We start from the raw sequence: 21,660 nt of genomic DNA, 5'->3' as shown, positions 1-21,660 counted from the left end.
GAGGGGCTACAATGAGTAATTCTAGCATCATCGTTGTCGGAGGCGGCTTAGCTGGTCTCATGGCAACTATTAAAGCAGCAGAAGCGGGAACAGCTGTTCAACTATTTTCAATCGTACCTGTGAAACGTTCGCATTCTGTATGTGCACAGGGCGGAATCAACGGAGCGGTCAATACAAAAGGTGAAGGGGATTCACCTTATGAGCATTTTGATGACACGGTATACGGCGGAGATTTCTTAGCCAACCAGCCGCCAGTAAAGGCAATGTGTGAAGCAGCGCCGTCCATTATCCACTTACTTGATCGTATGGGTGTTATGTTTAATAGAACACCAGAGGGATTATTGGACTTCCGCCGCTTCGGGGGAACACAGCACCACCGTACAGCGTTTGCTGGAGCTACAACAGGCCAGCAGCTATTATACGCACTGGATGAGCAGGTTCGCCGCTATGAAGTAGCAGGACTTGTCACGAAATATGAAGGCTGGGAATTCCTTGGCGCTGTTTTAGATGACGAGGAAGTATGCCGCGGGATTGTCGCGCAAAACTTGACGACAATGGAAATTGAATCCTTCCGATCAGATGCAGTCATCATGGCAACAGGCGGTCCTGGAATCGTGTTCGGTAAATCAACAAACTCTATGATTAACACTGGATCTGCAGCATCTATCGTCTATCAGCAAGGTGCGCATTATGCAAATGGAGAATTCATTCAAATTCACCCGACAGCGATCCCAGGAGATGACAAGCTTCGTCTTATGAGTGAATCAGCTCGTGGTGAGGGCGGACGTGTTTGGACATATAAAGACGGGAAGCCTTGGTACTTCCTTGAAGAAAAATACCCAGCATACGGGAACCTTGTACCGCGTGACATTGCAACGCGTGAAATCTTTGACGTATGTGTCGAGCAAAAGCTTGGCATCAACGGAGAGAACATGGTATATCTTGATCTTTCTCACAAAGATCCAAAAGAGCTTGATATTAAGCTTGGCGGAATCATTGAAATCTATGAAAAATTCATGGGTGACGACCCGCGTAAGCTGCCGATGAAAATCTTCCCGGCTGTTCATTACTCTATGGGCGGATTATGGGTCGATTATGATCAAATGACGAATATCAAAGGTCTATTCGCTGCCGGAGAATGTGATTACTCAATGCACGGCGGAAACAGACTTGGTGCAAACTCACTTCTTTCTGCGATTTACGGCGGAATGGTCGCTGGACCAAATGCGGTGAAGTACATTAACGGTCTTGAAAAATCTGCGGAAGACCTTTCTTCTGCACTATTTGACAGCGCCGTGAAGAAAGAGCAGGAGAAATGGGACAACATCCTCAGCATGGACGGAACAGAAAATGCGTACGTGCTTCATAAAGAGCTTGGAGAATGGATGACGGATAACGTTACAGTGGTTCGTTACAATGACAAACTCTTAAAAACAGATCAGAAGATCGAAGAACTAATGGAGCGCTACAAGAAGATCAACATCAATGATACCGCATCATGGAGCAACCAAGGCGCTGCCTTCACACGTCAGCTTGACAATATGCTTCAGCTGGCAAGAGTCATTACGATCGGGGCATATAACCGGAATGAAAGCCGAGGCGCACACTATAAACCGGAATTCCCAGAAAGAAACGATGAAGAATTCCTTAAAACAACGATGGCTACGTTCAAAGGGAAAAATCAAAAGCCTGCATTCCACTATGAGGACGTCGATGTATCGTTAATTGCACCTCGTAAACGAGATTACTCGAAGAAAAAGGTGGAGAAATAAGATGAGTGAAAAAAACACAATTCATTTCATAATCACACGTCAAGATACAGCAGATGGAAAGTCTTATGATGAGGAATTCGAAATCCCTTACCGTCCGAATATGAACGTCATTTCTGCACTCATGGAAATTAGACGTAACCCGGTCAATAAACAAGGTGAAAAAACAACAGCGATCAACTGGGACATGAACTGTCTTGAAGAGGTGTGCGGAGCTTGTTCCATGGTTATTAATGGAACACCGCGCCAGTCATGTACAGCACTAATTGATCAGTTAGATCAGCCGATTCGTCTCCAGCCGATGAAGACATTCCCGGTCGTGAGAGACTTGCAGGTTGATAGAAGCCGCATGTTCAACTCCTTGAAAAAAGTAAAAGCATGGGTGCCGATCGATGGCACATATGATCTTGGACCTGGACCAAGAATGCCTGAGAAAAAACGTCAATGGGCGTATGAGCTTTCTAAATGTATGACATGTGGTGTCTGCCTTGAAGCTTGTCCAAACGTAAATGATAAGTCTTCCTTTATGGGCCCTGCTCCGCTTTCGCAAGTTCGTCTATTTAACGCACATCCGACAGGTGCGATGAATAAGTCTGACCGTCTAGAAGAAATTATGGGAGACGGCGGTCTTGCGAACTGCGGGAACTCTCAAAACTGTGTGCAGGCTTGTCCGAAAGGAATCCCGCTGACAACGTCAATTGCAGCACTTAACCGAGATACAACATTACAAGCTTTCCGTAACTTCTTCGGAAGCGATCACGCAGAATAACATCACATTCAGTCCTCTTTGCCAATCATGATGAGTGTTTACAAGAGGCTGGATGGAACACAAAATAAACGCCTCTTCCAATATGGGAGAGGCGTTTATTGATGAATAAGGAGATGATGAAGTGAGACTTCCATCATATATTGAGGAACCATTTGAAGAATGGAGGGCATCCTTTCGATTTTATGTCGAAACGACTGTCCGTTTTTCAGAAACGGATATGTTCGGCCATATGAACAATGTCACCCCTTTTGTGTATTTTGAAGAAGCACGGATTGCCTTTTTTCAAAAAACAGGAATTGTGGATAAACGAATAAAACGTGTGAAAGAGACAATTACAGTCGTGGCAAACCTGCAATGTGACTACATCAAACAGGTGGAGATTGGGGAGAGGCTTCGTGTGTATGTAAAGCCGGAAAAAGTCGGATCAAGCTCACTTATCCTTCATTATTTAGGAGAAAACGAGCAGCAGGAACCATGCTTTACAGGCTCAGTTACCATGGTGCAAATTAATAAAGAAACAGGCGCAGCAGTCCCATTTACAGAAGAAGAAAAAGAGACATTTCAAGCTCAGCGAAATGGGTAGCATGCAGCCTCAGCAACGTGTAAGCTTCATTTTGTTATAATAAAAAGAGCATATTAAGAAGAACAAAAGGAGAACACATGAAGATTTTTCAATATGACACCATTGATAGTACAAATAATGAAGCGAAAAGGCTCATTCAGCAAGGAGAAAAACCTTCATTTGCTGTCTATGCACATCAGCAGACAGAAGGGAGAGGCAGGCTAGGCAGGCCGTGGGAAACGCCAGCAGGGAATATCGCTTTGACCATGACGGTTTTGCCGCCAGAAGAACTCTCCACCCAGTCAACGATTGCTCCGCTGACGGCACTAGCGATCTACGATGTACTCAAACCTCTCATAAGGGCTGAGGATCAGCTTGCGATCAAATGGCCAAATGATATTCTCATCAATGAAGCAAAGGTATCAGGCACATTGATTGAAGCGGACCGTACCGCCATTTATATCGGGGTTGGCATCAATGTGAAGACAAAGCCGGAGCATGTTCCGTACAAAACCATTTGCCTATCAGAGCTTACAGAGGTAAAAGCCGATCAGCTTGTGAAGGAACTTGCCGCCGCTTTTGAAAAATATCATACACGCTGGAAGAATGAAGGGTTTGAAGCACTCACTTCCCTCTATAACAAACGGTTATATCGTCTTCATAAACCGCTGCGGATCTCGTTAGACCGTGAAAAACAAACATGGGAAGAGGGCATTTGCTGCGGAGTCAACCGCTACGGTCATCTCCAGCTCAAAGATGAGAAAGGGCAAATAAAAGCTCATTCTGCCGGAGATATCGATGCACCGCTACAGCATTAAAAAAAGCAGACGATATTCTCGTCTGCTCAGCGTGTAGACAAACCCTCGCATTCGTTGTCAGGTCTGCGCTCCTGTGCTCACGAATGTCACATTCGCTCCGCTCCTGTGCTCGTCCTTCCTAGACTTCAAAGGTTTTCTATCACGCTGAATAGAAGACAAAGGGCTAAAAGAAAACCCTTTTAGCCCTTTGTCAACAATCTGAGCAGACGATGTTCTCGTCTGCTTAAGCTTCTCTTTTAATATGAGGCTGAATCACATAGTCTTGTTTTGTGAAAACAACTCCGTCTAGAATTTCTCTTGCAGTTCGAATGACTTTGACTCTGTTTTGAGAGATGTCAATTTCCGTTTGCATAATCCCGGCAGGATGCCCAATACGAAGGGTGTCATCTTGACCTTGGAACAGCTGAGAAGGAAGCGTTTCATCCAAGAAACAGCTGGCCGTCACACAGACAGAACCAGTAATGGCAAGTGCTTGGTGTGGCCTTTGCATCGATAGCATACGAACGATGATGTCCATATCTTCTGCTCGTCTCAAGATTCCATTTGTATCTACATAATCAGCAGGCTCGCTGATGAGCGCAAGCTTTGGAACAGCTGGAGACTGTAATGTGGCCATTTCTTTTGGTGCAAAATGACACATTTCAGCAGCGAGAGAACGAATTTCTTCTAAATCATCCAGTAATTCGTCTGTAAACTCTTCAGGTAATTCAGTTCCTTTTAATTGAATATCTTTCGCGCGAATAAAGGCAATTGGATTTGCAATGTCAACGATCGAGATTGGAATCTCCCCAAACTTTGTTTGAATCGTATCAATTTTGTTTCCAGTCGGATAGGTTTTACCTGTGACAGCTCCTTCAGGTTTCTCAAAGGATAAATAAATGGGAGAACCAGTTCCTTTTACGCCTGGAATTTCTGCCTGTCCTTCAAATTTTACTTCCCCATTTTCAACTTCGACCTCTGCCGTAATGACTTTATTTGTATTGGTATTGAGGATACGTACAGTCGTAATGGGCTCAACTGCTTCAACAAGTCCTTTAATGATCGCATATGGTCCAACGGCTGATGAGATGTTCCCGCAGTTTCCTTTAAAGTCGACATATCTCTCATTAATACTGACCTGTGCAAATGTATAGTTCACATCCACATCCGGGCGTGTGGCTTTATCGATAATTGCCACTTTACTTGTTAAAGAATTACCGCCGCCGATCCCATCGACCTGCAGCCGGTCAGGACTGCCCATAATGTCTAATAGAAATGCCTCGAGCTCATCGTGTTCATATGGTGCATTGTCAGCGTGAATGAATACTCCTTTGCTTGTACCGCCTCGCATGATTGTGATTGGAACTTTTCTCATGACTCTCACCCTCAATTTTTAATTAACTGTTTATCTAACCAAAATGGTAAAGTATAATAAGAAATAAGTTAAATACATTATTTTGAGAGGAATCGATAAAAATATTTTATAATTAGTAAAAAAGGAGGGCATACAATGGATGAAAAAGATTGGCGGTTTTTAAAGGTACTTTATGAAGAAAAGAACATCACAAAAGCGGCAGAAAAATTATTTGTCTCTCAGCCTGCCTTAAGCTATCGATTGAAACAGCTTGAAGAGGAGTTTGATATGAAACTTTTCTTTAAAAGAAAACGAGGAATTGAATTTACATCAGAGGGCGAATACTTGGCTAAATACGCAAATGACATGCTCAAACAGCTGCAGCAAACGAAAGATGGCATGCTCAATATGCAAAAAAAGGTCAAAGGAACGATCCGGTTAGGGGTCTCAAGTAACTTTGCCCAGTATAAACTGCCAGAAATATTAAAAGAATTTTCTAAGCAGTATCCACATGTTCAATTTATGGTCAACACAGGCTGGAGCACAAAGGTAATGGATTTATTAGGAACATCAAGTGTGCATTTAGGGATTTTAAGAGGTGATTATGACTGGAATGGAGAGCGTTTTTTGCTTGATAAAGAGCGTCTTTGCATTATTTCAAAATCAGAAATTCAGCTAAAGGATCTCCCGAATCTGCCGCTCATTGACTATCATACAGACAGTTCATTAAAACGGCTGATTAACAGATGGTGGCAGGAAACATTCACAATGCCTCCGCTTGTCACGATGGAGACAGACCGTCAGGATACATCAAAAGAGATGGTGAAGCATGGTTTAGGCTATGCCATTGTCCCAGAAATTTGCCTCAGACCAAGTGATGAGTTATTTGTAAAAGGACTTTCGTATAAAGATGGACAGCCTGTTTTAAGAGATACATGGCTCATGTACCAGCCAGACTCACTTCATTTGTCTGTGGTGAAAGCGTTCATTGAGTTTTTAAGAAATCAGCAAGGTTGATTATAAAAGAAATTTATTGAATATACGAAAAAATCGATATTTTCATTATAAAAAAAGCTATTATATCCTTGAAATAGAAAGCGCTAACATATAGATCGCAAGTGCAAGGGGGCGCTTGCAGATCATGTAAAGAAGAGGATGGAGGGATATAAAGTGCTAGCTATTTTAGGGATCTTGATGGTCTTGACATTTACATTTCTCATTATGACAAAACGTATGCATCCGGTGGTGGCTCTAACCGTTGTACCTATCATATTTGCATTGATCGGCGGCTTTAACAAAGGGTTAGGGGACATGATGCTTGATGGACTGAAAACTGTTGCACCATCAGCTGCTTTATTGTTATTTGCGATTTTATTCTTCGGTGTCATGCTGGATGCTGGATTGTTTGATCCTCTGATTAAACTCATTCTACGTATTGTAAAAGGTGATCCTGTCAAAATTGCTTTTGGGGTAGCGATTTTGTCTATGCTTGTTGCATTAGATGGTGATGGAACAACAACGTACATGATTACCGTATCAGCTATGCTGCCACTTTTCTTAAGAATTGGGATGAACCCATTAATTTTAGGAACAATTTCATTATTATCATTAGGAATTATGAGCGGAATGACGCCATGGGGCGGTCCAGCTACTCGTGCAATCGCGGCGCTTGGATTAGATGCAGGCGAATTTTTCATTCCATTACTCCCAACGATGGTTGGAGGCGGTCTTTTTATACTTTTTACTGCTTATGTACTTGGGAAAAAAGAAAGAAAACGGATTGGGATTGCAGAGATTCAGTACAAAGAAGAGCCGTCCATTTCTCCTGAATTGGCTGCGTCAATTGAAGATGGAGTAGCCGATATCAAGAGACCGAATCTGATTTGGATTAACTTCTTCTTAACAATTGCTGTCATGGTCACTCTCGTCATGGATATCATCCCAATTCCTGTACTCTTCTTAATTGGATTTGTCATCGCTCTGATGATCAACTATCCAAAGGTTGAAGATCAGCGCGAGCGAATTTTATCTCATGCAGGAAACGCATTAACGGTTATCACACTTGTATTTGCAGCAGGGATTTTCACAGGGATTTTTTCTGGAACAAAAATGGTTGAGTCCATTGCCAATTTGGTCATTTACATGATTCCGGATTCCTACAGCTCATTTTTCCCGCTGATTGTTGCTTTGACGAGTATGCCATTTACATTTGTGCTCTCAAACGATGCTTACTATTTCGGAGTGCTGCCAATCTTGGCTGAAGCCGGCGCAGCTTATGGGATTGATCCGGTGGAAATTGCACGTGCCTCTATCATAGGGCAGCCTGTTCACTTACTGAGTCCGCTTGTAGCTTCAACACTGCTGCTTGTCAGTATGCTGAACAAAGATATTGGTGATTTGCAAAAATATGCACTGCTATGGACCGTGTTAACTGCCCTTTTTACAACACTTATTGCATTGTTAACAGGTGCCATTTCAATCTTTTAAATACCACGCAAAAAAGGACGATGTCTCGGGGAGGAGACTCGTCCTTTTTTGCGTGGATGAAAGCGCAGAAATTGGACGCTGATATGCGGGATTTCTTGATTTTAACGTCACCTACCTCAGGCACCCGGCATATGATATCTCGACTATACAGAATCCCATTCTATAGAGACTAGAGCTCTCACCTTAGCAAGGAGGGTTACAATACTTGAAGGAGAAAGAGTTTCAATCCAAGCCGCTATTAACCAAAAGAGAAAGAGAAGTATTCGAATTGCTCGTCCAAGATAAAACAACAAAAGAAATTGCAAGCGAGCTTTTTATTAGCGAAAAGACTGTTCGAAATCATATTTCGAATGCCATGCAAAAGCTAGGAGTCAAAGGCCGTTCACAGGCCGTAGTCGAGCTTCTGCGTATGGGTGAGCTAGAGCTCTAAAGTCAGCCGGTTTTCCTTCCATATTGGGGAGGAACCGGTTATTTCTATATGGTTTCCATGAGTCTCTTCTTGCATTTTCTTTAAAAAACGAGGAAAATAGACATATACGTTTTAATCAAAGTGAGATGCTATAGTGAGGTATCAATAAAATGGAAACGAATGAATCAGGCCATGTTGCAGAGATTGAAAAATCATTACGCCACATTGCCGCAATTATTAAGCAAAAAGGCAGAGAAATCCTCAATCAATATACGATTACACCTCCACAATTCATCGGGCTTCAGTGGCTTTATGAATTCGGAGATATGACAATAGGTGAGCTGTCACAAAAGATGTACTTGGCTTGCAGCACAACCACTGATTTAATTGATAGAATGGAAAAAAGTGAACTTGTCGAACGGGTGAAAGATCCATCTGACCGCCGCGTGGTTCGCATTCATTTATTGCCTGAAGGCGAGCGGATCATTCAAGAAGTGATTGCTAAACGCCAAGAATACGTCAGTGAACTTCTAGGGGCTTTCTCAGAAGAAGAAGCCATCGTTTTCAACCAATCCTTAACGAAACTACAGCAGCAAATGAAAAGAAAATGAGGCGATTTTGTTGGATCAACCAATCGGCGTCATTGATTCCGGCGTCGGCGGTTTAACCGTTGCAAAGGAAATCATGAGACAACTGCCAAAAGAAAAAATCATTTATGTAGGCGATACAAAACGATGTCCATATGGCCCGCGGAAAGAAGAAGAAGTTCTTCAATATACGTGGGAAATGGCACACTACTTACTAAAACACCACCATATTAAAATGCTCGTCATTGCATGCAACACAGCAACGGCGATCGCACTGGATGAAATTAAAGCAACGCTTGATATTCCGGTTATTGGCGTCATTCAGCCTGGTGCCCGTACAGCGATCAAGGTGACAAACAACCAGCATATTGGCGTTATTGGCACAATCAATACGATCAAAAGCGAGGCATACAAAGAAGCGCTGCTGTCACTAAAAGCAGGTCTAACGGTTCAAGGTCTGGCGTGTCCGCTCCTTGTCCCATTTGTGGAAAGTGGTACGTTTTTAGATCAGACAGCAGAGGCAGTGGTGAAAGATTCCCTTGAACCGATGAAAGAAACAGGAATTGATACACTTATTCTTGGCTGCACACACTATCCGATTTTAAAAGAGCCGATTCAGCGCTTTATGGGCAGTGATGTCAGCATCATTTCATCAGGAGATGAGACAGCGAGAGAAGCAAGTACGATTCTTTCATATAAAGGGCTGTTAAATACCTCTAAAGAAACGCCTGTCCATACATTTTACACAACAGGGCAGCAGCAAAATTTTCAAAACATCGCTCGTGACTGGTTTGGCTACCTGCCAGGGAAGGTCGAAACCGTGTCACTTGAACACATCTATCAGCAATAACCCGCTTCTATTTGAAGTGGGTTATTTTTTTATGAAAAGGGTCTAATCCTCTGGGGGAGCTCGTATACATAGTAGTACAAACTACTAGAGGAGGGTGAAGTATGCTGAAAAAAGGATCTACAGCAGCTGTTACGTGTATCGCGTCAGCCATGCTTTTGTCAGGATGCGGATTGTTTCAAACAGACCAAGCGAAAACAGAGATTGATCCACCACAAAACGTCACATATGTGAAAGAAAATAAAGATAAACAAACAGCCAAAGAAGGAAAAGAAGAGAAGCAGGCAGATACGGTCATGAGAGAATTATATTTAATTGATAAAAATGGGTATGTCGTCTCTCAATCCATTCCACTGCCGAAAAATGAAGGAAGTGCCAAACAAACCCTTGAATATCTCGTGGACGGGGGACCTATTTCTAACTTAATGCCGAATGGCTTCAGAGCAGTGCTGCCAGCGGATACGCGCGTATCTGTCGATATTAAAGACGGAACGGCGGTTGTCGATTTTTCAAATGAATTTAAAAACTATAAAAAAGAAGACGAGCAGCGCATTTTGCAATCAGTCACTTGGACGTTAACTCAGTTTGATTCCATAGCCAAAGTCAAATTGAAGATGAATGGACATGAACTAAAAGAAATGCCTGTGAACGGTACACCTATCTCAGATGATTTAAGCAGAGAAGACGGTATTAATATCCAGCACGAGGCTGCTGCTGATATGACAGCGACAAAGCCAGTGACGGTTTACTATTTAGCTGAATCTGATGAACAGACGTACTACGTTCCAGTGACCAAAAGAGCGCCAAAAGACGAGGATGATCCGATTACAGCAGCGATTGATGAGCTCGTTTCTGGACCAAGCAAAAAAAGCCATCTGCTTACAGACTTTGATCAAGATGTGAAGCTGAATGATGTACCAAAAGTAAAAGATGGCCATGTGACACTTGATTTCAACGAATCTATTTTTGGCAGTGCGGATGAAAAGAAAAAGGTCATTTCACAAAAAGTTCTTGATAGCATTGTGCTCACATTAACCGAGCTGCCGGACGTCAAAAGCGTATCTGTCAAGGTGAACGGCAAGGCTGAGCTTGTGAACGAAAAAGGAGCAGAGCTCACAAAGCCGGTTTCACGACCAGAACAAGTGAATACAGGTAGTTTTTAACGTCACACATTGATATAATGGAGAAAAAGAGGCATGCATATTCGCTGCCTCTTTTTTATTCCAAGCGATTAGAACGAGCTGAGGTTGTCAAAGTTAGTAGGAGAACCCCGCTGGCACTCGCGAGGAATGTATATCGTAACGGAGGTAAAACATGAGATTAGATGAAAGACAATATGACGAATTGAGAAAAATTGAAATAGAGGCAGGCTACATCACGCACCCAGAAGGCTCTGTCTTAATCTCAGCGGGAAATACGAAGGTGATTTGTAACGCATCGATCGAAGACCGCGTACCTCCTTTTTTAAGAGGAGAAGGAAAAGGCTGGATCACAGCAGAATATAGCATGCTTCCAAGAGCAACTGCACAAAGAACGATAAGAGAATCATCTAAAGGAAAAGTCACAGGACGTACGATGGAGATTCAGCGTTTAATTGGACGAGCACTCCGCGCAGTCGTTGACTTAGAAAAGCTTGGCGAACGCACGATTTGGATTGATTGTGATGTTATTCAAGCAGACGGCGGCACACGCACAGCATCCATCACAGGTGCTTTTGTTGCCATGACACTTGCGATTCAAAAGCTGCGAGCTGAAGGAGTCATCAAAGAAAACCCGATTACTGATTATTTAGCGGCGATATCCGTCGGAATTGATTCTCAGCAAGGTCTTCTGTTAGATTTAAACTATGAAGAAGATTCTTCTGCTGAAGTAGATATGAATGTCATCATGACAGGCGCTGGTCGCTTTGTTGAACTTCAAGGAACAGGCGAAGAAGCGACATTCTCAAGAGAACAGCTAAACGGACTGCTTGATTTAGCCGAAAAGGGCATCAAAGAATTAATCGAAAAGCAAAAAGCAGTAACAGGAGAAGTCATCGAATAAAGAGAAGGGTTTGATCAGGATGAAAACAGCCATCATTGCAACGCACAATGCGGGCAAAGCGAAAGAATTCAAAGCCATTCTTGAGCCAAAAGGATTCACGGTCAAAACACTAGCAGACATTGGCTTTACTGAAGAAATTGAAGAAACAGGACAAACCTTCGAAGAAAATGCCATCATCAAAGCGGAGGCCATTCAAGCCAAAGCAGGTGAAATGGTCATTGCAGACGATTCCGGTCTGTCGATTGATTATCTGGGCGGAAAACCTGGCGTGTATTCAGCGAGATACGCAGGTGAGCATAAAGACGATGCGGAGAATGTGGAAAAAGTGCTGAGCGAACTTCAAGGCATTGAAAAAGAAGACCGCACAGCCAGATTCAGATGTGCCCTTGCTGTCAGCATACCGGGAAAAGAAACAAAGACGGTAGAAGGATCAGTAGAAGGCTTCATCGCAGAAAAACCAATCGGCGAAAATGGCTTCGGATACGACCCAATTTTTATCGTCAAAGACAAAGACCAGACGATGGCCGAATTATCACCAGAGGAGAAAAACAAGATCAGCCATCGAGCGGTCGCGCTTCAAAAGCTTTCATCACTGCTAGACGCAAATGAATAAGGGGGAATGAAGCCATGAAGATACTCATCATTAGTGACAGTCATGGACTCACAGACGAACTTCAAACCATTGCCAAACGGCATGCGGCTGAAGTTGACATGATGATTCACTGCGGAGATTCAGAACTCGAAACGAACCACCCAGCACTTGAAGGATACAAATTCGTCAAAGGAAATTGTGACTTTATGGGCGATTTTGAAGAAGAGCTCCTGCTCCCACTTGATGGAGGCGGAAAACTATTTCTCACTCACGGACATCTGCATGGCATCAAACAATCCTTGCTTCAAGTCTACTACCGTGCAGAAGAGCTGGGCGCAGACATTATCTGCTTTGGCCACTCGCACATTCCAGGCAGTGAACTGCTAAGAGGAAAACTCCTCATTAACCCAGGCAGCGTGCACTTGCCAAGAGTGCGAAAAGAGCGCAGCTATGCTATACTGTCACTAGATGGAAGCGAAGCAAACGTACAGTTTTTCACGGACGAAGGTCAGGCCATACAAGACCTCGAAAACACTGTCACATTGGAAGGTATTTCATAAGGGTGCAGCATTTGCCCCTTATGAAAAAACTTTCGAAAAACCGTTGACTTTAAAGAACAATAGTAATATAATAAATCTTGTCGCTGAGGTAATACACCGCAGCACACTACATAACAACATGTCCCAGTAGCTCAGCAGGATAGAGCAACGGCCTTCTAAGCCGTCGGTCGGGAGTTCGAATCTCTCCTGGGACGTAATTAAATCGGGTGATAAAACCCATCAAATCAACCTCCTATATTGTATAGTGAAACGGTCAGTATAACAGTGACGTGAGAAATTGCACCTGTTATTGGCTTATATCACTTTCGGTATAGGAGGTTTTTTGTTGTGATCAAAAGAAAAGGACGATTAGATGTTAAAATTGATGTAAAGGGGCTACTAGAGGGGCCGGTCAGTCATCATTACACAACGATTAATAAAACTGTGATTTTATGAAAAGTAACCACCTTTTACTCATTTGCCCATTTACCCGTTCTGAAATAAAGAAAAAACTTCCGTCGTTGTTTCGGAAGTTTTTTTGTCTGCGATTTATTTAAATTACTGGATAATTCAGTTCATAATGTGGGTAGCAATAATAAGGCGGTCTACGTCCAATTTTAGGCATTAGCCATGAATGCTCCAGATAAACCATAGTGACTTTTTCCATTGAATGATTCACAAGTAATAACTCTACTTCTGGATTATATTCATATCTCAATCCAATGACCTCCTTATATTAGGAATGTGTGGATTCCCCACCATCAACATGCAGCACTTGACCTGTAACAAAACGTGAATCATCAGAAGCAAGATAAACAAATGTTGGTGCGAGTTCAAATGGATGGGCAACTCGTTCCATTGGGTTAAACGCTCCATATACAGCCACTTGGTCTGACGAGAAGCTTGCTGCAATAAGCGGCGTCCAGATTCGACCTGGAGCAACGGCGTTTACACGAATTCCTTTTTTTACAACATTTTTAGCCAAAGCACGCGTCCAGCCAACAATTGCCCCTTTTGTGGCTGTATAATCAATCATTTGTTGCTCACCTACATACGTTACGACTGAAGAAGTACCGATAATAGAACTGCCTGGTTTTAAGTAAGGAAGAGCTGCTCTGGTTGTGTAAAAATGTGAGTATATGTTGACTTTAAAGGTGTCATCGAATTGTTCGTCTGTAATGTCAAGAAGGCTTGGTTGTTGAAATTGGATACCAACGTGGTTACATAGAACATCTAGACGTCCGAAGGTTTTTACTGTTTTCTCTACAATGGTGATACATTGCCTTTTATCTCGCAAGTCTCCTGGCATCAACAAACAACGTTGCCCAAGTTCTTCAATTCTTGCTTTTGTTCTATTAGCATCTTCGTGTTCATCTAAGTATGCAATCGCAACGTCAGCACTTTCCTTTGCGAAGGCAATGGCTACGGCTGCACCAATACCACTATCCCCTCCTGTAATAAGAGCAACTTTTCCCGCTAACTTACCACTCCCTTTGTAATTTGTATTTTCAATAATTGGAAGTGGTACCATTAAGCCTTCTACACCAGGATGACGAAGTTGACGTTGTTCAGGTAAATTAATTGGGATTTCTTCATAGCGTGTGATTTTTCCGTAATTAGGGTACATGGGATAAGGTTGAGTTTTCATTTTCTCTAGAAACATCTGTTGCATTTGTTTTATTTGTTGCAACTTATGCTCATCAGATTCTTGTGCCATTTAATTCCCTCCAAACGTACTTATTCCCTTTTAATATCTATGTTGTTTACTGCTAATCCAAGTATTAATAATGAATAAACTTGTGAGGGAGTTATTTGAAGGGTTGCAGTAAGCTTTTATGAGTAGGTTGGAATTTACAGGTGTTTGAACACGTGTCAGCAATCTGAACGTAATAAGAAAAAAGCCTGAAACCCTTTACTATAAAGGATTTCAGGCTTTTTGTTTGTTGGAACTTAAGTGGCTGAACTATCGTAGGAGAAATTCCGTCTCATTCCAATCTATATATGCTTGTACAATGAGATGGTAATAAGTTTAATTTATTACGTAGCAGCAATCTTGGTACATAACTTCACATTTATATGGACATCGGCATTCCTCTAATTGAAATGTTTCCTAATAAAGATAAATATCAGCTGTTTAAATAATGCCTTTAAAGAAATGGGTTGAATGTATTATTTTGTCGAAATGGAAAAAGTCCACTAGTTAGACATATTTCAAGCATAAGTCCAAGACGCAGAGCAGGAAATAAAGGCGCCAGATGACAAGTGAAAGCTCCTTCTTACTTACCAAAAGACTTATGTTGAAGTTAAGCCCTTCCGACAGGAGGGGCTTTTCTTAGTTATTCATCACTGGCCAATTCCCATATTTTTTGACCGTCTGCCATATAAACTGCACGTGGTGTATCTTCATAAAGAGAAATCTCAAACAAAGTGTTTCCCTCAATTAACCAAGTATATAAACTGTCTTTTTCATTATTAAGGGGAGGAGATAAAATCTTATTTACTTGAAAGACTGTAGCGTAATATTCTTTATAATTGATGTCATCATCTTCTAGACCGTTATCAGTTTCAAAAAATGTATCAGTTCTACCGATTAGTCTTAATCCATTTTCATATTCCAATGTAAGGTCTCTGTTTTTGTATTTTGATAATGTTTTAAATAATGAATCAGCTTCCATGTCAATCCTCTTTTCTCATATTTATGATGGTTGTGAAGGCACGATGTGAGCGCCGTTTTTACTATAATGTATAATACCTCTTGTAGTCTCTTCATACTTATTGGTCTCTGTATTGTAATGCTTTCCTATGACTTGACCAAAATCCACTCTTTCTTTATTTTTTGTTTTTAACATATCACCAGTACCTGCATGTTTATCAAGCAATTTTTGTGCTTTTTTATTATCTCCAAAGAAGATACTCTTTGTTTTACCATTAGCTATCTCCTGTTTATAGTTAGGTGCATCAGGAATATGCTTTTCTTGAGCGCCTGGTTTTATTTTTACAGGGAAACCATTTACTTCACGATAAGGACCTTTTGGTACGGAGTGTTTGCCGAAGGAAGGTGTTTTGACAATCTTCTTGGCTACTTTCTCTCCTTTCATTATTTTAAATACGTATTTTCCAACTTTAGTGATTTTAGCTCCGGGTATCATGTACAAGCTTGATACTAGACGGTCCATGTCAGCGACTTTGTCTCCTGTTACAGGGTCTCTCCCTGTGATGACTCGAATGGCATCATTTATTCCTGTAAATTCAACCGCTGTATTTAAGATGTTTGAGGTTTGTTCACCCGTTTTCACATCAGAAATCTTTGTGATGCTTTCAATATTCACTTTGTTTTGATCCGATATTCGTAACCGATATAGCATTCCATCTCGAATAACTTCAACTGTTTTGGCATTTGCGAAGTCAATCTTTTCATTTGTATTATATACTTTTCCATTTACGAACACGGCGTTTTGATTGATTTTATTAGACGGTTTCCTATTTAAAATCGTATCCACATTTGATCGCTCTTTATCATTCAGCTTCTTCAGCATGATTGTCATTGGATTTTCTTTAGGGGAATCTATATTTTTATTCATTCCACTGATGGTACTGTTGATTTTTTCTTCTTTTCCACCTTTGAAAATAGAGCCTTTTTGATAACTAGTAATTTCAATTTTCGGGCCAGTGAACATCTTGCTTAAAGTATCTATGTATTGCTTCATTGTGTGAAGGGAACTTTTTGTTTCATTTAGAGCACTTGTTTGTTCTCTGTCAAATGCATGAAGTAATCCGATGGTTTTGGACGTCTCAAGCCATGCTTTTTGATAGCTTTGTTGAAAAGCAGATTCATCTACATGAGGCAAATGCGCAATATGGCTGACCCTGCTGAGGGCTTGATTCGCATCGGATACAATATCAGAAATAGTCCGTTCGGCTTTTTTTAACCCTTGGTCAAGCTCGTGTTCAATGAATGATTGAGAGATAAAACCATTCGGGTTTGATTCAAAAGCATGAAGTGCCTGTTTTGTCTTTTTTAGCGCACCGCTGTATTCTTCAATGACGATCTGAAAGAATTGCAAAAAGGGAATGTGACACTCCGTATAAAAATCTTTTATCGCTTGTCCAGCTTCTCCCTTTAATGCGCCATCTAAGGAGATAATTTGATTGATTTGTTTTTCTAGGGACTTCACATTCTGTGATTGCTGCTTCAACTTGTTCAGCGTTTGGTCAATTCCATTCTTCAACTCAAAGACATCAAGGGTTTTCATTCCGTTCTCCTTTACTTTCTGTTAGTACTCGCAGCAATTGCTTTGACTGTTTCCATCATGGTGTTAACGGCTTCTTCTGTTTGTGCAAGTTGTTTAAGGTTTTTGGAAGTGCTAAATGGATGTGCGTGTTTTTTAATGTTTTCTCACTTCACTGGCATCTATTTTGATTTCTCTAATATCTTTTTAATTCCAAATGTTTTTGCTCTGATTTCGAACTTTGAGAGAGTCCACATAAAGAAAGGGAGCTGCATAAACGACAGCCCCCAAAATGAGGAGTTAGTTTTTCTTTTTCCTGTAGTCTTTTACTAAGCTTGAAACAACTAAACCCATCACACTAAAAGCCACAAGATAAAATAAAACATTTGTTACAGGTGTATCAATTTTCCCTAAGATCATCACAAGGGCAATAATAGCGCCGGGTAAAGTAATTAATAACATTTTGGATGGCGTGCTTTGATGGGACACTTAATGACCTCCTGATTGATCCATTAAATAGATATTCTAGTTGATTTTAACATATGGAGATTGTGCGAACAATATAAGGGGGAGCAATCTACTTTAAGAGCGGACAAACGAAACTTGCTGATTTTATGGAAATCATTTAAATTAAACCTTTTGTGTAATAAAATGTATATGATTTATACAAAGGGGTGAGTTGGCGGGGAAGCATCTTTTAACGGCAATAGTAGTGGCTATCATAGTGGGGATCATTGTATATGTTGCAGATAATCGTTTAAGCATGTTTCCGTTGATGCTGATTTTAGCGGTTGCGATCTATATCGTAAGCAGGATTAGCGAATCATTGATTAAGAAATACTTAAAAGAAAATAGTTAATAGCACCGCCCTCCATTGGAAGGGCGTTTTTAAATTAACCTCCCTAATGAAAAAGGCATTGTAAAGCGGTAAATGTTCAAAAGAGAGAATATTCTTTCTCAAACTAAAAAAAGTAAGATGTATAAGATCAAAACGGAGAACCCGCTTGCCTTGTGACGGATTTTCTTATCATGCAATGACGAGAAACCCATGAAATCATGGGTTCTTTTATTTCTCTAGTCAAACTAAATTAAGGTGCCACCAATTCAACTTTCATTCTATCAGGATCTTCGAAATAAACTGCGTAATGTTTATCGCCGCCTGCGAAGGGGTGTGTATTGGCATAAAGAATTTTAACCCCCATGCTTTTTAATTTTTCAGTCATATCATCTACTTGCTGCCGGGAACTGGCATGAAAAGCCAGGTGGTTTAGACCTGACCTGCGTCTATGATAGGGTATGTCCATAAATCGTTCCTCAGTTTGTACGAAAACGATATAAGTTTCTCCCGATTTCCAACTTCGACCGCTTTCCCAGGTTTGATACGGCTCGTAGCCTAACTCCTCTAAAAACCACCCCCAAAAAATAATCGAATTCTTTAAATTCGAAACATTTAGTTCAATATGATGAATAAGTCCTTTTGACAATAGAAGAACCCCCATTTAGAAGATTAATGATTATATGACTTAATGTAACTTAATTCAGATGAATATGGAACTCTATTTAATGGTTTAACTGTTAATGAATAAATCTAAAGAAGAATATGCTGCTTCTCGACAGCTTTCAGCAATTTTAAGGCAAATTTAAGATCGGATTTCATTTCAAATGTATTAAATCTTTGTTACAATAAGACAGCTTTGCTCAAAAGAGACGTTCCAAGGTTCGACATTTTTTTAGTATTTCTTAAAAATTTTATGGTTTGATATGAAACTCTTTGATTGAGTCATGCGTCTCTATAAGTGTCAAAAGAAAAGAGGTTATCAATATGCTATTCAAAAAGCTATCAGAAAATAAGTCTGTAAAATGGATAGGATATACAAGCTTTTACTTACTTATTTTGCTATTATTGTTCTTTATTTACGGATTCCACACAGCAAATACGGGATCATTCATTTACAACGATTTTTAATTGGAGATTAAATTATGAAACTATTACAAACGATTCATGAATACCAGCAAACGAAACCAACACAGCCAGCATTTGTTTCTCAACATGCGTCGATCACATATGATGAGCTTTGGCATTTATCAGACCAAATGGCTGGTGCGATCGATGCAATTGCAACTGGCAGTGAACCTGTCATTGTATACGGTCATATGGAGCCAGAGATGCTGATTTCTTTCTTAGGCAGTGTAAAATCAGGCAGACCTTATATTCCGGTCGACATCTCGATACCTGTCGAGCGCATCGTCTCAATCATTGAAAGCTCAAAAGCCAGTCTATTGATATGTGCAAATGAGCAGAATGTATTAGATGTAGAAGAGCACATTGAAGTGAAGAGTGCGGCATCGCTTTTAGCACTTGAAAAAGAAGCACCGCCATCCACGCAGTGGGTTCAACAAGATGATGTTTTCTACATTATTTATACGTCTGGCAGTACCGGAAAACCGAAGGGCGTTCAGGTAACCGCCAATAATTTAGAAAGCTTTACAGAGTGGATGTGCCGGGATTTCCCAATTGGTGAGGGACGCACATTCTTAAATCAAGCACCATTTTCTTTTGACTTATCAGTGATGGATCTCTATCCAGCGCTTCAATCAGGCGGCACGCTTTACTGTTTAGTAAAAGATCTTGTCAATAAGCCAAAGGATATGTTTGCAGCACTTGGTCAATCTGACGTTGAAGTGTGGACATCAACACCATCCTTTGTGCAAATGTGCTTAATGGACCCTTCCTTTACAGGGGAGCTTTTACCTGAGCTGAAAGTTTTCTTGTTCTGCGGTGAGGCGCTTCCTGTAGCTGTAGCAAGTTCACTTCTGGAGCGTTTTCCAAAGGCGCAGGTCTTTAATACGTATGGTCCAACTGAAGCAACTGTTGCGATCACATCGATTGAAGTGACGCAGGCGATTCTTGATCAGCACGATTCTTTACCAGTCGGCTATGCCAAACCTGATACAGATATCGTCATTTTAGATGAAGAAGGCAAGACACTTCCTGATGGTGAAAAAGGCGAAATTGTCATCGTGGGGCCAAGCGTCACGAGTGGCTATTTAGGTGAACAAGCCTTGACAGATAAAGTGTTCTTTGAATACGAAGGACGTCCTGCTTACCGTACAGGTGACGCGGGTGTGGCGCATGATGGTTTAATTACGTGCCATGGCCGTCTCGACTATCAAATTAAGCTTCATGGATACCGAATGGAGCTTGAAGAAATTGAATATCATGTGAGCGAGACAACCTATGTCAATGCTTGTGTGATTGTGCCATTCCAGCCAAACGGTCATGTTGAGTACTTGATTGCAGCGATTGTTCCAGCAGCTCATTCATTTGAAAAAGAGTATCAGCTGACAAGTGCGATTAAGAAAGAAATGGCGGATTCACTGCCAGCGTACATGATCCCAAGAAAGTTTGTCTATCTTGAGCAGCTGTACATGACGCCAAACGGGAAGGTTGACCGTAAGAGAATCGCGAAAGAGGTTCTTCTATGATTCCGTTTAGTTCATTCTTTTTCTTCATTCTAATTGGTATTCTTCTTTTGCCGACGATCATTCTTGGTCTTCGCGGCAAAAAAATGCAGGGCTACAACATGTTTGCAACGGTTGTGGCACTGGCACTTATTTTCTCAAAGGATGCCCATGGCGCGCTGCTGCTCTTCTTGTTCACGGTGTGGCAAGTCTTCATCATCCGCCTGTACCTTGCATACAGGTTAAAGGCGAATCAGGCATCTGTTTTCTATGCAGCAGTGGTGGCATCTATTTTGCCGCTTGTGCTGTCTAAGATTTTACCGTTCTTTTTAACTCATCAGCCGCACCAGCCGCCGCCAATGAACTGGCTGAGCTTTTTGGGGATCTCGTACTTAACATTTAAAGGTGTTCAGTTAATTATCGAGACAAGAGACGGCTTGATTAAGAAGAAAATTCCGATTCACCGTTTGGTCTATTTCATTGTCTTTTTCCCGACGATTTCATCAGGTCCGATTGACCGTTACCGCCGATTTGAAAAAGATATGGATACACCGCCTGAAAAGGAAGCATACAGTGATCTTCTATATGCCGGTATTCATAAAATTTTCATTGGCTTCTTATATAAGTTCATTATTGGTTATCTAATTCACACATATATTCTGATGAATATTCATCATATTAGCAGCAGTCACTTTGTTCAGCAGTTAACGTATATGTATGCTTACAGCATGTATTTGTTCTTTGACTTTGCTGGATATACAATGTTTGCTGTAGGTGTGAGTTATATTATGGGCATTAAGTCGCCAGAGAACTTTAATAAACCGTTTATCAGCCGAAATATTAAAGACTTCTGGAATCGCTGGCATATGTCCCTGTCCTTCTGGTTCAGAGACTACGTGTTTATGAGATTTGTGTTCTTCATGACTAAAAAGAAGTGGATCAAGAACCGAATGGCTGTATCAAATATCGGGTACTTTGTCCTCTTTCTATTGATGGGTGCTTGGCATGGTCTTGCCCTTCAATATATTATTTACGGACTATATCATGCAGTTGTTATGTCCGGTTACAATTTATTTGAGAAATGGAATAAAAAGCACAAGTGGTGGCCGGATAATAAGGTCACAATGGTTGTGTCTATCATTATTACATTCCATGTGATTTGTTTCGGATTTTATATTTTTTCAGGAAAACCATTTCATCATTAATGATTAAGG

23 protein-coding genes and 1 tRNA gene are annotated in these 21,660 nt (G+C 41.1%); 18 read left to right on the top strand and 6 right to left on the bottom strand.

From position 1 onward, the window contains the following. Window positions 1-11: 11 nt before the first annotated feature. The 4 genes from sdhA (at window position 12) to MHI08_RS12795 (ending at window position 3,918) form a co-directional block, all read left to right on the top strand. The gene (sdhA, locus tag MHI08_RS12810) at window positions 12-1,772 is read left to right on the top strand and encodes a succinate dehydrogenase flavoprotein subunit (protein ID WP_024423212.1); all 1,761 of its coding nucleotides are present in this window, start codon (window positions 12-14) and stop codon (window positions 1,770-1,772) included. A 1-nt stretch (window position 1,773) separates the two neighbouring features. Next, the gene (gene sdhB, locus MHI08_RS12805; protein WP_111292405.1) at window positions 1,774-2,538 is read left to right on the top strand and encodes a succinate dehydrogenase iron-sulfur subunit; all 765 of its coding nucleotides are present in this window, start codon (window positions 1,774-1,776) and stop codon (window positions 2,536-2,538) included. A 121-nt stretch (window positions 2,539-2,659) separates the two neighbouring features. Next, window positions 2,660-3,121, top strand: coding sequence for a thioesterase family protein (locus tag MHI08_RS12800; RefSeq protein WP_024427168.1), 462 nt, complete (start codon window positions 2,660-2,662; stop codon window positions 3,119-3,121). A gap of 77 nt (window positions 3,122-3,198) precedes the next feature. Further along, window positions 3,199-3,918 (top strand): biotin--[acetyl-CoA-carboxylase] ligase, encoded by a 720-nt coding sequence (locus MHI08_RS12795; RefSeq protein ID WP_342499674.1) that lies wholly within the window; start codon window positions 3,199-3,201, stop codon window positions 3,916-3,918. Between the two features lie 223 nt (window positions 3,919-4,141). Here the strand turns inward: MHI08_RS12795 and MHI08_RS12790 are convergent, their stop codons facing one another. Further along, window positions 4,142-5,272 carry a PrpF domain-containing protein gene (locus MHI08_RS12790; RefSeq protein WP_025092461.1) on the bottom strand — a complete coding sequence of 377 codons (1,131 nt, stop codon included), beginning with the start codon at window positions 5,270-5,272 and terminating at the stop codon, window positions 4,142-4,144. Between the two features lie 135 nt (window positions 5,273-5,407). Here MHI08_RS12790 and MHI08_RS12785 point away from each other — a divergent pair, with 135 nt between their 5' ends. The 10 genes from MHI08_RS12785 to MHI08_RS12740 all read left to right on the top strand — a co-directional run bounded on the left by MHI08_RS12785 (window position 5,408) and on the right by MHI08_RS12740 (window position 12,970). Next, a complete protein-coding gene (locus MHI08_RS12785) occupies window positions 5,408-6,268 on the top strand; it encodes a LysR family transcriptional regulator (protein ID WP_024423208.1) in 861 nt (286 codons plus the stop codon). A 153-nt stretch (window positions 6,269-6,421) separates the two neighbouring features. Beyond that, entirely contained in the window at window positions 6,422-7,738 is a 1,317-nt protein-coding gene (locus tag MHI08_RS12780) for a citrate:proton symporter (RefSeq protein WP_025092462.1), read from the top strand. 205 nt (window positions 7,739-7,943) lie between these two features. Continuing rightward, a complete protein-coding gene (gene gerE / locus MHI08_RS12775) occupies window positions 7,944-8,168 on the top strand; it encodes a spore germination transcription factor GerE (RefSeq protein WP_003184172.1) in 225 nt (74 codons plus the stop codon). Window positions 8,169-8,317: 149 nt separating this feature from the next. Continuing rightward, entirely contained in the window at window positions 8,318-8,758 is a 441-nt protein-coding gene (locus MHI08_RS12770) for a MarR family transcriptional regulator (protein ID WP_024423206.1), read from the top strand. A 10-nt stretch (window positions 8,759-8,768) separates the two neighbouring features. Continuing rightward, the gene (racE, locus tag MHI08_RS12765) at window positions 8,769-9,584 is read left to right on the top strand and encodes a glutamate racemase (RefSeq protein WP_342499673.1); all 816 of its coding nucleotides are present in this window, start codon (window positions 8,769-8,771) and stop codon (window positions 9,582-9,584) included. Between the two features lie 101 nt (window positions 9,585-9,685). Next, entirely contained in the window at window positions 9,686-10,744 is a 1,059-nt protein-coding gene (locus tag MHI08_RS12760) for a GerMN domain-containing protein (RefSeq protein ID WP_277722940.1), read from the top strand. Between the two features lie 151 nt (window positions 10,745-10,895). Continuing rightward, window positions 10,896-11,624 (top strand): ribonuclease PH, encoded by a 729-nt coding sequence (rph, locus tag MHI08_RS12755; protein WP_024427165.1) that lies wholly within the window; start codon window positions 10,896-10,898, stop codon window positions 11,622-11,624. A gap of 10 nt (window positions 11,625-11,634) precedes the next feature. Then, window positions 11,635-12,237: an XTP/dITP diphosphatase gene (locus MHI08_RS12750; protein WP_162860205.1), complete on the top strand. Its 603-nt coding sequence runs from the start codon at window positions 11,635-11,637 to the stop codon at window positions 12,235-12,237. A 14-nt stretch (window positions 12,238-12,251) separates the two neighbouring features. Beyond that, on the top strand, window positions 12,252-12,776 hold the full coding sequence (locus tag MHI08_RS12745) for a metallophosphoesterase (protein WP_342499672.1): 525 nt from the start codon (window positions 12,252-12,254) through the stop codon (window positions 12,774-12,776). 120 nt (window positions 12,777-12,896) lie between these two features. Beyond that, window positions 12,897-12,970, top strand: a tRNA-Arg gene (locus tag MHI08_RS12740). A gap of 521 nt (window positions 12,971-13,491) precedes the next feature. On the opposite strand, the gene MHI08_RS12735 is transcribed toward MHI08_RS12740, so the two are convergent. The 4 genes from MHI08_RS12735 to MHI08_RS12720 form a co-directional block, all read right to left on the bottom strand. Further along, complete coding sequence (locus MHI08_RS12735; RefSeq protein ID WP_087978455.1) at window positions 13,492-14,472, bottom strand: SDR family oxidoreductase; 981 nt, start codon at window positions 14,470-14,472, stop codon at window positions 13,492-13,494. A gap of 619 nt (window positions 14,473-15,091) precedes the next feature. Then, window positions 15,092-15,430, bottom strand: a complete 339-nt coding sequence (locus tag MHI08_RS12730; protein WP_342499671.1) for a hypothetical protein — start codon at window positions 15,428-15,430, stop codon at window positions 15,092-15,094. Between the two features lie 21 nt (window positions 15,431-15,451). Further along, complete coding sequence (locus tag MHI08_RS12725) at window positions 15,452-17,008, bottom strand: T7SS effector LXG polymorphic toxin (RefSeq protein ID WP_342499670.1); 1,557 nt, start codon at window positions 17,006-17,008, stop codon at window positions 15,452-15,454. A gap of 276 nt (window positions 17,009-17,284) precedes the next feature. Further along, window positions 17,285-17,473 carry a hypothetical protein gene (locus MHI08_RS12720; RefSeq protein WP_342499669.1) on the bottom strand — a complete coding sequence of 63 codons (189 nt, stop codon included), beginning with the start codon at window positions 17,471-17,473 and terminating at the stop codon, window positions 17,285-17,287. 190 nt (window positions 17,474-17,663) lie between these two features. Between MHI08_RS12720 and MHI08_RS12715 the strand changes: the two genes are divergently transcribed. Beyond that, a complete protein-coding gene (locus MHI08_RS12715) occupies window positions 17,664-17,843 on the top strand; it encodes a hypothetical protein (protein ID WP_342499668.1) in 180 nt (59 codons plus the stop codon). 229 nt (window positions 17,844-18,072) lie between these two features. Here the strand turns inward: MHI08_RS12715 and MHI08_RS12710 are convergent, their stop codons facing one another. After that, window positions 18,073-18,468: a VOC family protein gene (locus MHI08_RS12710; RefSeq protein ID WP_270127564.1), complete on the bottom strand. Its 396-nt coding sequence runs from the start codon at window positions 18,466-18,468 to the stop codon at window positions 18,073-18,075. Window positions 18,469-18,800: 332 nt separating this feature from the next. On the opposite strand from MHI08_RS12710, the gene MHI08_RS12705 reads away from it, so the two are divergent. Genes MHI08_RS12705 through dltB form a run of 3 tightly spaced genes read left to right on the top strand, consistent with a single transcriptional unit; the run spans window position 18,801 to window position 21,651 of the window. Continuing rightward, complete coding sequence (locus MHI08_RS12705; protein ID WP_024427820.1) at window positions 18,801-18,950, top strand: teichoic acid D-Ala incorporation-associated protein DltX; 150 nt, start codon at window positions 18,801-18,803, stop codon at window positions 18,948-18,950. 14 nt (window positions 18,951-18,964) lie between these two features. Beyond that, on the top strand, window positions 18,965-20,470 hold the full coding sequence (dltA, locus tag MHI08_RS12700) for a D-alanine--poly(phosphoribitol) ligase subunit DltA (protein ID WP_342499667.1): 1,506 nt from the start codon (window positions 18,965-18,967) through the stop codon (window positions 20,468-20,470). Beyond that, the gene (gene dltB, locus MHI08_RS12695) at window positions 20,467-21,651 is read left to right on the top strand and encodes a D-alanyl-lipoteichoic acid biosynthesis protein DltB (RefSeq protein WP_342499666.1); all 1,185 of its coding nucleotides are present in this window, start codon (window positions 20,467-20,469) and stop codon (window positions 21,649-21,651) included. The genes dltA and dltB overlap by 4 nt, the downstream gene beginning before the upstream one ends. Window positions 21,652-21,660 lie beyond the last annotated feature (9 nt).

Source organism: Bacillus sp. FSL M7-0791 (assembly GCF_038627085.1).
Taxonomy (GTDB): domain Bacteria; phylum Bacillota; class Bacilli; order Bacillales; family Bacillaceae; genus Bacillus; species Bacillus safensis.
The sequence above is the reverse complement of the archived record's forward strand: the minus strand, read 5'-3'. Positions and strand labels throughout refer to the sequence as shown.